This window comes from Buchananella hordeovulneris (genome assembly GCF_001907235.1).
In the GTDB taxonomy this organism is placed as follows: Bacteria; Actinomycetota; Actinomycetes; order Actinomycetales; family Actinomycetaceae; genus Buchananella; species Buchananella hordeovulneris.
Map to the genome: position 1 here is coordinate 25,794 of NZ_MQVS01000011.1, position 11,390 is coordinate 37,183.

9 protein-coding genes and 1 pseudogene are annotated in these 11,390 nt (G+C 68.2%); all 10 read left to right on the forward strand.

What is annotated here, in order from left to right; translation table 11 throughout:
- Positions 1-63: 63 nt before the first annotated feature.
- The 10 genes and pseudogenes from BSZ40_RS09590 to BSZ40_RS09630 all read left to right on the forward strand — a co-directional run bounded on the left by BSZ40_RS09590 (position 64) and on the right by BSZ40_RS09630 (position 11,362).
- Complete coding sequence (locus BSZ40_RS09590) at positions 64-2,781, forward strand: TIGR03773 family transporter-associated surface protein (RefSeq protein WP_158020891.1); 2,718 nt, start codon at positions 64-66, stop codon at positions 2,779-2,781.
- Positions 2,778-4,358 carry an anchored repeat ABC transporter, substrate-binding protein gene (locus BSZ40_RS09595; protein WP_073825752.1) on the forward strand — a complete coding sequence of 527 codons (1,581 nt, stop codon included), beginning with the start codon at positions 2,778-2,780 and terminating at the stop codon, positions 4,356-4,358. Before BSZ40_RS09590 ends, BSZ40_RS09595 begins: the two co-directional genes overlap by 4 nt.
- A gap of 11 nt (positions 4,359-4,369) precedes the next feature.
- Positions 4,370-5,338 carry a choice-of-anchor M domain-containing protein gene (locus BSZ40_RS09600; protein WP_073825755.1) on the forward strand — a complete coding sequence of 323 codons (969 nt, stop codon included), beginning with the start codon at positions 4,370-4,372 and terminating at the stop codon, positions 5,336-5,338.
- Entirely contained in the window at positions 5,335-6,075 is a 741-nt protein-coding gene (locus BSZ40_RS09605; RefSeq protein WP_073825756.1) for an anchored repeat-type ABC transporter ATP-binding subunit, read from the forward strand. Before BSZ40_RS09600 ends, BSZ40_RS09605 begins: the two co-directional genes overlap by 4 nt.
- Positions 6,072-6,932: an anchored repeat-type ABC transporter permease subunit gene (locus BSZ40_RS09610; RefSeq protein WP_073825759.1), complete on the forward strand. Its 861-nt coding sequence runs from the start codon at positions 6,072-6,074 to the stop codon at positions 6,930-6,932. The genes BSZ40_RS09605 and BSZ40_RS09610 overlap by 4 nt, the downstream gene beginning before the upstream one ends.
- Positions 6,929-7,945, forward strand: a complete 1,017-nt coding sequence (locus tag BSZ40_RS09615; RefSeq protein WP_073825762.1) for a lytic transglycosylase domain-containing protein — start codon at positions 6,929-6,931, stop codon at positions 7,943-7,945. Before BSZ40_RS09610 ends, BSZ40_RS09615 begins: the two co-directional genes overlap by 4 nt.
- Positions 7,946-8,086: 141 nt before the next feature.
- Positions 8,087-8,818, forward strand: coding sequence for an ABC transporter permease (locus BSZ40_RS09620; protein ID WP_281246644.1), 732 nt, complete (start codon positions 8,087-8,089; stop codon positions 8,816-8,818).
- Positions 8,815-9,036, forward strand: coding sequence for a hypothetical protein (locus tag BSZ40_RS12295; protein ID WP_245794000.1), 222 nt, complete (start codon positions 8,815-8,817; stop codon positions 9,034-9,036). Before BSZ40_RS09620 ends, BSZ40_RS12295 begins: the two co-directional genes overlap by 4 nt.
- A 12-nt stretch (positions 9,037-9,048) precedes the next feature.
- A pseudogene (locus tag BSZ40_RS09625) lies at positions 9,049-9,816 on the forward strand (substrate-binding domain-containing protein); the annotation flags it as partial.
- A 4-nt stretch (positions 9,817-9,820) separates the two neighbouring features.
- The gene (locus BSZ40_RS09630; protein WP_084542778.1) at positions 9,821-11,362 is read left to right on the forward strand and encodes a sugar ABC transporter ATP-binding protein; all 1,542 of its coding nucleotides are present in this window, start codon (positions 9,821-9,823) and stop codon (positions 11,360-11,362) included.
- The last annotated feature ends 28 nt before the right edge of the window (positions 11,363-11,390 follow it).

The following is an 11,390-nucleotide window of genomic DNA, read 5'->3' on the forward strand; positions in this document are numbered from 1 at the left end:
CATTGAACCTAAATGAATTGAGAACCATTCGCAATTGCGGATGGGTGTGGTTAAAGGCTGATCGTGCGCGCATTCCTGCTTCCCGCCTTGCTGTGCCCTGCCCTCGCCCTAACTCCCGCCGCGGCGGGGGTGGGCCCGCAGGAGACCACAGCGACCGCTCCAGTGATACTGGCCACTGGTCACGTTGACCTCGTGAGCGGGCTAGAAAACGGCAATCTCGTCACCCGCGTTCTGCACGATACCAAAACTGGCGAGGTGAGCCAGCACGCGGTGGAGGATACCGTGCTAGTTGTGGCCAACGACTCGCGCCAGCCGGTGCCAGCAGACGCTCCGGCCGTCCTCGGGCAAGGAGAGGTCTGGCTGCTACCGCCACAAGAGTCCAGTACGGTGCAGCTCGGGTGGTCCACCCAGGAGCTGCCCGGCCCGGTCACCTGGAGCTTGCAAGCGGCGACCGGGCCGGGACAAGTGGCGCTCTACCGCAGCGCTGCGGCCGGGCCGGAGGTCTTGTGGAATTCGGGCGACGGCGTGACAGCGGCGGATTCTTTCCAGATTGACTCTAGCCGCGGTACCGGGAGCTGGGCCTTTACCGCCCCCGGCGTCTATTGCCTCCAGTTCACGCGGGCTGCCGAGGTGGACGGTCAGGCACAGTCGGTTACCTCCACCCTGGCGGTGGCGGTAGACAGTGACCCGGCAGGAGTCTCGGGGCACCACTGCACGCCCAGCCCGCAGCCGCAGCCCGCGCCGCCGACGTCCGCGCCCAGCGATGCGCCGACCGCGGACCCCAGTAGCGAACCGACGACGCCCCCCGCCCCGACGCCGACAGCCAGCCCATCTGCCCAGCCGACTGTCAAGCCGACGCCCACTGCCAAACCGACGCCGACCACCAAGCCGACGCCCAGCCTCACCCCCCGACCGCGACCGTCGGCCAGCCCGCCGCGCCCCCCGCGTCCCGCCCCCTGGCGGCCGGTGCCCAACCGCAGCGTGAACGCCCGCGGCGCCACGGTGCTGAACACCGGGCACATCGATGTCGCCTCGCTGCTGGTCAACGGGCGCCTGCAGACCGTCATTAAGGACACCACCCAGGGTGGGCAGCCGCGGTGGCTGTCCCCGGCCCGCACCGTGCTGCAGGTGCTGCCCGCCGCCTGGCAACGAGTGCCTGCGGTCTCCGCGCAGCAGCTGGGGCTGCGGCAGGAGTTCGTCTACCTGTTGCCCCAGAGCCAGGACCAGCGGCTGCTGTGGCCGGGCTGGTCCACCGAGCACATCCCCGGCGGGCAAACCCCCGGTGGGGTGTCCTGGGGGCTGACCGATGTGCGCGGCCCCGGGCACTTCGTGCTCTTTGAATCCGACGCTTTCGGGCGAGCCAAGCCGCTGCTGTCCTCGATAGACGGAGTCAACGAAAAAGACCGCATGGTCATCGGTGAGCGGACCCACGCGCACGGCAGCTGGGTCTTTACCGCGCCGGGAAGCTACTGCCTGGGCATGGCCCGCACCGCCCGCACCGCCGACGGCCAGGTCGTCTCCGACACCTTCTACCTGCACGTGGCGGTCGGGGAAACCGACGTGACCCACCTCGACCCGCAGTCGTGCGCCCAGTCCGCCGCCCCCGCCCCGCGGCCGGGCCCGCAACCCGGCCGTCCGGGTAATCCGGGCGGCAACCAGCCGCACCCCCCGGGGGGCAACCAGCCCTCCAACCCGGGTGCTCCCGGCAACCCCTCCCGGCCCCCGTTCTTCCCCCCGCCCCGCATTGCGCCGCCCCCGCCCCCGCCCCCGCCGTCGAGCCCGCGCGGACCGCGCGGTCCGGTGGGCCGCCCGGCCGTACCTGGTGCGGCGCCGCGCTCCTGCCAAGTGCAACTCCCCATCTTGGAAGCCGGGCACATTGATTACGCAACCCAACTAAATGGTGGGCAGTTGCAGTCGGTCATCGGCGATGACACCAGCGGCAACAAGGTGTTCCGGGACCCCGGCAAGGTGGTGTTGTGGCTCAAGCCCAGCGCCCGGGTGCAGTTGCCCGGCGGCTTTGCCCAGGTGGGCGCGCCCGGCGCGGCAATCTGGCAGATTCCCCAAACGCAAAAGCCGGATCTCATCTGGCTCGGCTGGTCCACCGAGAGCCTGACCAGTGCCAGCGCCGCTGGCCCGGTGGAGTGGACCATCAACTCCGTCGACGGTCCGGGCCGCCTGACGGTCTACCTGACCGGTGCCTTTGGCGGGGTGCAAGAAGTTGTCTTCTCCGGGCCCGGCAGCTACCGCATTCCGCTCGGCGTGCACGCGCACGCCAACTGGGCATTTAGCGCCGAGGGCGTCTACCGCATCAACTCCACCCAGACTGTCACCCTGCCATCCGGTCAGCGAGTCAGTGACACCGAGACGATGACCATCGTCGTCGGCGATGTCGACCCGCAATCGGTGGCCACGGTGCACGACTGCTCCGCGACCTCCGCCTCTGGCGGCCTGACCCCCGGCCGGGCGGCCGGAGTGACCGGCCTGCCTGCGCTGCCGACCGACGCGGATGGCTTCAAGGCCGCTCCGCAGGCACACGCGCTGGCCGCTGGCGCTGCCCCGACGGTCGCCCCGACCGCCAAACCGGGGGCGGCGCGCCCCTTCATCCGGGAGGCCCTGGCCCAGGTGGCTGCTGCGAGTGCCGAACAACCGGCGGCCGTCGCCCGGCAAACGGGTGCGGTGCGGCAAGACGAACGCCTCATCGCCCACCTGCTCATCATCCTCGGCGGAGCGCTGAGTGCCGGCTCGGTGACCCTGTCCGTGCTACGCAGGCGGTTGCGGTGAACTCGCGCCACACGCTGGCAGCACTGCTCGCGGCGACCCTCAGCCTCGGCGCCTGCGCGGCCAAACCCGCCCTGGCGGCCGACTCGCCGCGCCTGCAGGTAGTGGCCACCACCGGCATCTTGCGCGACCTAGTGCAAAACGTCGGGGGAGACCGCGTTGACGTCGTCTCCCTCATTCCCGACTCCGCTGACCCACACTCCTACGAGCCGACGCTGCGCGACGCCCGCAACGTCGTCTATGCCGACGTGGCATTTTCCAACTACGCCATGCTTGAGGAGCAAGCTGTCATCCGGACCCTGGACGCTAACCTGCGGCCCGGAGTCCCCAACGTGTCCCTGGCCGAGGAGTCCATAAAGTACGCCGCCGAGCTCATCCCGCTGGTTGAAAACATCAACCTGGACACCGTGTGGCTGGGGTTGCGGGCCACCGGCACCGGCAGTGCCTTCGGGGCTACCCGCACCTCCCAGGTGCGGCTGTACGCCACCGGCGTGGAAGGGCCGGGCGAGATGTTCGGCTACCTCACCGGCTCGTTTGGACAGACCGAGGTTTCCCTCAACTCGGCCAACGGTTTCGACGCGGCCGCCGGCTACAAGACCGATTCGCTGGCACTGCCGGTGGGGGCCCACACGCATTTGTCGTGGGCCTTTACCGCTCCGGGGACCTACGAGCTGACCATGGGGGCCGCCCTGCAGACCACCCCGACGGCCCGGCCGCAGAGCTTCGAGACTGCTACCTTCACGTTCGCCGTGGGGGTCAACCCGGCCGCCGCCGCGCCCGGGCGCGTGGTGCTCGACCAGGGGCACGCCGACCTCGCCATCGACATTGACACCGGCAAGTGGGTCGTCTTCTACGACCCCTCCGGCGGCGGTGAGGCAACGCAGCAGCGGTATGCGCCCGAGGAGGTCGTGCTCTCGGTCCCGTCCAAGGCGATCGCGGAGATCCCCGCGGGCGAGCAGTTCTCGTTCATCGGCAAGGCCGGCACTGACGTGTATCAGCTGCCGCAGGCCGTGCTCGGTAAACACGTGCACGGGGAGATCGATCCGCACCTGTGGCAGCGGGTGGGCAACGCTATGGCCTACGTGCAGCTCATCCGCGACACGCTCAGCGCCGCAGACCCGGCCGGGGCCGTGGAGTATCGCGCCAATGCCGAGGCCTATCTGGCCGAGTTGGCCGCCGCCGACGACTACGTGCGCACCACCATCGCCACCATCCCGCCCGAACGCCGCTACCTGGTAACCACCCACGACGCTTTCGGCTACCTCGCCCACGAATACGGCCTCCAGGTGGCGGGTTTTGTCACCCCTAACCCGGCGGTCGAGGAGAGCTTGGCTGGCCGCCGCAAACTGGGCGAGACGATCCGCAACCTGCACGTGCCCGCCGTCTTCCTCGAACCCAACCTGGCGGCGCGGGCCTCGACGCTGACCGAGGTGGCCGCCGAACACGGTATCGCCGTGTGCCCCATCTACGGGGACACCTTTGACGCCCGCGTCACCGACTACGTGTCCCTGGTCCGCTTTAACGCTGATTCCCTCGCCAAATGCCTGCGCCCGGCCTCCAACCAGGCCGCCGGGAAATGAAAAGGAAACCCATGCTGCTTCGACGCTTTTGCACTGGCCTGCTCGCGACCCTGGCCCTGGCCTGCCTCCCCGGCCCGGCCCACGCTGCCCCCAAGGAGGACCCCGACCTGCAACAGACCCTCGGCAATCTGGCGGTCGCCACCGATGAGCGGGTGCTGACCACGGGCCATGTCGACATGGGACCGAAGTTCGTCGACGGGCGGTGGGTGTTGATGATTCACGACGACGTTGCCCGGGCCGGGGGCGGCGGGGAATCGGTGTGGCGCTATCCGGACGCCACGGTCCTGCAGATCAAGGACGCGGCCAAACTACCGGTGCCAGACGATCCCGCCTACGAGTTTCTCGCCCAGCCTGCGGGCACCGAGGTGTGGGTCATGCCGCAAACCCAGCATCCGGACGTCGTGTGGCTCGGCTGGAATACGCAGGACCCGGAGGTGATGTCCCGCATTGACCGCGGGGTGACGCTGTCGCTGGAGGCCGTGCAAGGACCGGGGGACGTGCTGATGTACCTGCAGTCCGGCTCGTTCGGAGCCCCGGAGGTCTTGTGGGATTCCCGCCAGCAGGCAACGCAGCCGATCTGGGTGGATGTCAACACCCACACCCACTCCAACTGGGTATTCACGCAGCCCGGCGTCTACCTGTTGCAGGTCAAGGCCAGCGCCGACCTCGTCGACGGGAACCACGTGGAAGACACGCGCCTTTTGCGTTTCGCGGTGGGCGACGCCACCGAGCCTCGCGCAGCCCAGCAGGCCACCTGGCAGGGCCCCGCGCCCACCAGCGCCACGGCGTCCGCCACCGCCGCGGCGACGCCCGCCGCAGCCAGTGGCGCCCCGAGCCAGGCAAATCCCATCGTGGTCGTGCTGGTCATTGCCATCGCTGTCGTGGTCCTAGCGGTGCTCGTCGGGGTGGTGTTGACGGTGCGGGCCCGCGGCTCGGCCCGCAGTCAGGTGGAGGCCGCCCGCGGGAAGGACACCAAGTGACCGCGCCCCTGTGCGTGCAGGACGTCAACGTGCACCTGGGCGGGCGTCACGTTCTGACCGACATTAACCTGCAACTGGCGGGGGGCGAACTCGTCGGCCTCATTGGCCCCAATGGTGCTGGCAAGACGACACTGCTGCGCGCCATCCTCGGCTTGACGCCGTTGACCAGCGGCCAGATCACCGTCAACGGGGGCCGCACGCAGGCGGGCTACGTGCCCCAGCGACACGAGTTCGCGTGGGAGTTTCCCATCGACGTGGCCGGGGTGGTGCTGACCGGGCTAACTGGTCAGTTGGGGCTGTGGCGTCGCCCGCAGGCCGCCCACTGGGAGGCCGTGTACGACGCCCTCGATCGGGTGCAAATGGCCGACCTCGCGCGCCGTCCCGTCGGGCAGCTCTCGGGGGGCCAGCGCCAGCGGGTGCTCGTGGCCCGCGCCCTGGTCACCAAGCCGCCGCTGTTGCTGCTCGACGAGCCGTTCACCGGCTTGGATCTGCCCACGCAGGAGATGCTGGCGTCCCTGTTCGCTTCCCTGGCGCACGAGGGACGGGCCGTGCTGATGACCACCCACGACCTTGTGGGGGCCGTCGATGGGGCCGACCGGCTCGTGCTGCTCAACCGGCGTATTGTCGCCGACGGGCCCGCCCGGCAGATCGCCGCCACCGACCAACATTGGATCGACGCGTTCGGGGTGAGTGAGAACTCCGCCCTGCTGCGCGCCATGAAAGCTGCCGCTGCATGAGCTTCCTCGACTTTCTTACCGACCTGTTTAACCCGGCTCTGTCTTTCCTGCCGAAGGCATTGGCGGTGTCCATGCTGTCCTCAATCGTGTGCGGCGTGGTGGGCTGCTATGTGGTGTTGCGCGGCATGGCCTTTATCGGCGACGCGGTCGCCCACGCCGTCTTCCCGGGCTTGGCGGTCGCCTTCGTGATCGGTGGCAACCTGGTGCTCGGTGGAATCGCGGCCGGGGTCCTGACAGCCGTCCTGGTGGCCGTGCTGAGCCAAAACCGACGCCTGAAGGAAGACTCCGTCATCGGCATCCTCTTCGTGGCGGCCTTCGCATTGGGGATCGTCATCATTTCGCAGGCCCCCGGCTACGCCGGTTCGCTCCAGCAGTTCCTCTTTGGTTCCATCACCGGTATCCCGACCTCCGACCTCTACGTGGTGGGCGGCACCAGTTTGCTGGTGTTGGGCATCATCCTGCTGTTGCACAAACAATTTGTGACGGTGAGCTTGGACCGGGAGAGTGCCCGCGCCCTCGGACTGCGCGTCTTCTGGTTTGATCTGATCCTGTACGTGCTGGTGACTCTGGCCGTCGTCATCTCCATCCAAACAATTGGCAATGTGCTGGTGCTGGCGCTGCTGGTCACCCCCGCGGCTACCGCCCGCCTCCTGACGGACAAGCTGGCCGTCATGATGTGGCTCGCGCCCCTGGTAGGGGCGAGCGCTGCTTTCCTCGGCATGTACATTTCGTGGTCCTGGGACCTGCCCACGGGGGGCACGATCGTGCTGGTGCTGACCACCCTGTTCCTGGTGGCGTGGCTGGCTGCGCCCCGCCAGGGCCTGCTGGCGACCCGGCGCAGAAAGGCAACCGTATGACTCACTCCGTGAAATCCGTCTGGTTGGCGGTGGGGGCGGTGTGCTGCGCCGCTGCGGCCCTCGCGGCCTTCGCGCTGGCCATCATTCTGCTGGGCCGCGCTCCGGCGGCCCCGAGCGCGCCCGCCGTGGCGTCGCCGACCCCCGGGGTCACGCAGGCCCCGGCGCAGGCCGCCGCCGTGGCGGCGTCGCCCACTGCCGCGAGCCCGGCCCCGAAGACCCTGCGGCCCGTGGTGCCGTCGCCGACGCCAAGTGAGTCGCGCGGGGCCAGCGGTGATCCGCTTCCCGCCTTCTCTGCCCCCGTGCCCGGCCTGCCGAGCCCGGGGCCCGGAGGGCTGCCGCGCCCCTCGGTCAGTCCGGGGGCAGCGGCCGTGCCCGGCGGTGGGCCGAATGCCACGCCCCTGCCCAGCCAGTCACCCACTGGGACCCCCGGCGGGCCGCTGACGGCGTCCATCACGACGCTGCCGGACCAGGCTTGGCTGGAGCGCACCGCGCAAGCCACACAGATTCCGAAGCGCCAACTGGCGGCCTACGCCGGTGCCAGCTTGCAGCTGGGGCGCGAGCTGCCGAGCTGCCAGCTGGGGTGGAACACGCTGGCCGCCATCGGATTGATCGAGTCGGACCACGGCCGCCTCGGTGGGGGCGGGCCGGACGCCAATGGAGTGATCACCCCGTCGATCTTCGGGCCGCAACTCAACGGTGCGGGCTTTGCCGCGATCGCGGACAGCGACCAAGGGCGTCTCGACGGCGACAAGGTGTGGGACCGGGCGGTCGGACCCATGCAATTCATCCCCACCACCTGGGCGACGCAGGCTGCCGACGGCAATGCTGATGGCAAGACCGACCCGCACCAGATCGACGACGCCGCGTTGGCGGCGGCCCGGTACCTGTGCCAGGCGGGTGACATGACCAAGGCGGAAGACTGGATTCGCGCGGTGCGGGCCTACAACAACTCGCTGGACTACAACGGCAAGGTTGCCGACCAGGCCGCGCTGTACGCGCAACTCGCGCGCTGAACGGGACACAGGCGAGCACCAGCCGCCGTTTCGGCGCGGTCGGTGTCGACTGCTAATTTTCCCCCAAATCGGGGTGCTTTCTGCTTGCTTTGTGTCAGTTAGCCACGTATCCTGCACCAATCTTAGTGTGACCGGCGTCACGTGGGGGCCGGGGTCGGGGTTTTCAACGGAGTCTTCGTGCACTACGCGAACATGCCGCCCTTTATCGTTACCTTCGCCACGTTCGGCATCTCCGCCTCCATTCCCAAGATCCTCACCGGGGCCAAGTCCGTCACCGCCTCAGACCCACTCTTCGCCTTTTTCGGGCGCGGCGCGATCTTTGGGATCCCCACCCCAATTGTGCTGGTGGTTGTGGCCGCCCTCCTCATCGCGCTGTTGTTGCATAACACGGCCGCGGGCCTGCACATCTACGCGGTGGGTGGGAACGCGGAAACCTCCCGGTTGGCCGGGGTCAACATCGCGCGCACTCGCATCCTCGTATACGTGTTGTCCGGAGTGTGCGCCGCGTTTGGCGGCATCATCGTCACCTCCCGCCTCATGGTTGGTTACCCGACGGCAGGTTCCGGCACTGAGCAGTTCTATTCCATCGCGGCCGCCGTGGTGGGGGGAGTGAGCCTGTTTGGTGGGGTGGGCACCATCCTGGGGGCGTTCATTGGGGCCCTGCTGATCGCCGAGGTCTCCAACGGGATGAACGTTATCGGGGTGGATAGCTACTGGCAGCCCCTGGTGATCGGCACCATCATCTTGGTCGGTGTCCTCATGGACTCCAACCGCGGTTCCCTCAAGGCACTCCGCGACCGGTTCCTCGCCCGGCCCGCAGCGCCCCCAGCCCTTCCCGCATCCAGTACCCAGCCAGTGAAGGAGACATCGTGAGGCGAGTAAGCACTATCGCGGCAGCTTTGGCGGGCGCATTGGTCACCGTGACAGCCTGCAGCGGGGCCATCGACACCGGTACCGGCAAGACCGCCGCCACCGATGCGCCTGCGGCGGGGGCACCGGCCGCCTGCCAGGCAGAGGGCGCCCACATCGCGGTCTTGTTGCCCAACCAGACCAACCCGTACTACGTCGCCATGAAGAAGGGGTTCGAGTAGGCGGCCCAGGAGAATGGCATGGAGGCGCAGGTGCAGATTGCGGGCGACGACGACGCCCAGCAGTTGGCGCAGGCGGAGGCGGCCCTGCAAAAGAAGCCCTGTGCCCTCGCGCTCAACCCGGTGAAATCGGAGCCCGCCGCCGCCATCGTGCGGGCCGCCAACGACGCCGGGGTGCCCGTCTTTACCGTGAACATTGGGGTTGACCCGCAGGCCCTGGAAGCGCAGGGGGCCACGGTCGTCCAATACCTCGGGGCCGACAATAAGGCCGGGGGCGAGCTCATCGCCGAGCAGATGCTCAAGGACCTCGGGGCGGACGCCAAACTTGAGATCGGTTTCGTGACTGAACCCGACGAAGTACCGGTGGTCATCCGCGACGAGGGCTTTGCAGAGGCGATCAAGGCCAACCCGAACGCCCAGGTGGCGGCCCAAGTCGACGGCAACGTGAAGGCACCAGAATCCCTAAACGTCACCAGCGACATGCTCCAGGGCAATCCGAACATGAACGCCATCTTCGCCTCCACCGGCCCGGCCACGCAGGGGGCCCTGGAAGCCGTCACCACTTCCGGACGCGACGTGAAGGTCTATGGTTTTTGCGCCCCCGAGGTGCCGTTGACGGCCCAGTACCCGGCGTGCGTGGCGCAGGAACCGGAAGATTATGGGCGCCGCACGGTGGCCGAGATCGTCAAGTACGCCAAGGGGGAGAAGGTGGAGGCGGAAATACTGCGGCCGCTGAAGCTGTTCGTGACTGGCCAGACCCCAGGGCCCGGAGAGGTGGGCTGAGCAAGTGACAATCCAGGACACGCCCACCCGCCCCGGTGTGTTTGCCGCCCGCAACATCACGAAGTCTTTCGCGGGCACGGCCGTGCTGGTGGGCGTGTCCCTGGAGATCGCTGCTGGGGAAGTGGTGGGCTTGGTCGGGCACAACGGGGCGGGAAAATCCACGCTGCTGAAGGTGCTGTCGGGCGCCCACAAGCCCACCAGCGGTGAACTGTTCCTGGGGGCGGAGCCGGTGAGTTTTTCTTCGCCCGCCGACGCCATCGCGGCGGGGGTGGGGACCGTGTATCAGGAGCTGTCGCTCCTAGACAACCTCACTGTCACCCAGAACATCTGCTTGGGTAACGAGATCACGCGCGCGGGCCAACTGCAAAAACGCGCCATGCGCGCCCACGCTCGGGCCTTGTTGGAGCGATTTCAGCTGGAGCTGTCCCCGGATGCGCTATTGCGGGACCTGCCGGTGGCTCAGCGGCAGCTGCTGGAGATAGCCATCGCCTGCGATCGCGACACCAAGTTCCTGCTCTTGGACGAGCCGACAACGGCACTGGAAGGCGACCAGGCCGATGACCTCCTGCGCTACGTGGCGAATCTGGCCGCGCAGCGGCAGATAGGCGTGCTGCTCATCAATCACAAGCTCGATGAACTCTTCGGGGTGGCCGATCGGTTGGTGGCGTTGACCAACGGACGCTGCGTCATCGACACGCCCGTGCGCGAGGTCGACCGGCAGGCGGTGGTCGCCGCGATCGCGGGCGCCGACCATTTCACCATCAACCAGCGCACTCCCGTGCGGCGGGCGGCGGAGCAGGCCCCCGCGCTGCAGGTGGAGGGATTACGAAGTCCGATGTTGCGCGATGTGTCGTTTGCCGCCTACCCGGGCCAGATCCTCGGCATCTATGGGCTGAGCGGATCCGGGCGCAGCGAGACCTTGCGGGCGGTGGCGGGGGTGGAGCGCGCCCACACTGGCGACATCAAGGTGGGCGGGCGCCCGCTGCGCTCCCGGACCCCCGCCAAAGCCATCAAGGTCGGCGTGGCTTTCGTGACCGAGGAACGCAAGGCGGACGGCATCGTGCCGGAGCTTGATGCCCAACTTAACGCCGCGCTGCCGGTACTCAAGCGGTTCTCGCGCTCGGGCTGGCTCCGGAAGTCCTGGCTGCGCCGGGAGGTCGGACAGCTGCTGGACAAGCTCCAACTGCGCGGGGACGCACGTAATGCTGTGGTGTCCCTCTCCGGCGGCAATCAACAGAAGGTGGTGCTCGCCCGCGCCCTGCTGCAAAACCCGCAAGTGTTGCTGCTGGATGAGCCGACGAAGGGCGTCGACATCGGGGCGAAGAGTGAGATCCACGTGCTGCTGCGCGAACTGGCCCACAGCCAGGGACTGGCGGTGGTTATGGTCTCTTCCGAGGAGGAAGAGATCCTGGACGTCGCCGACGAGGTGCTCGTTTTGGCGGGGGGAGCGGTGGTAGCCCCTGCCCGGCCGGTGGAGGATATGGACATCGCGACGCTGCGGGAGCTGGCCTGGAGCGAGCAGGACGCCGCCTCGGCAGACCGTTAACCCATCTCCGGCGGAGAAACCAGGAAGG

What these genes read in the sequence shown, in the direction of transcription:
- BSZ40_RS09600 (WP_073825755.1), top strand. Translation starts at nt 4,370, where the DNA reads ATGCTGCTTCGACGCTTTTGCACTGGCCTGCTCGCGACCCTGGCCCTG.
- BSZ40_RS09610 (WP_073825759.1), top strand. Translation starts at nt 6,072, where the DNA reads ATGAGCTTCCTCGACTTTCTTACCGACCTGTTTAACCCGGCTCTGTCT.
- BSZ40_RS09615 (WP_073825762.1), top strand. Translation starts at nt 6,929, where the DNA reads ATGACTCACTCCGTGAAATCCGTCTGGTTGGCGGTGGGGGCGGTGTGC.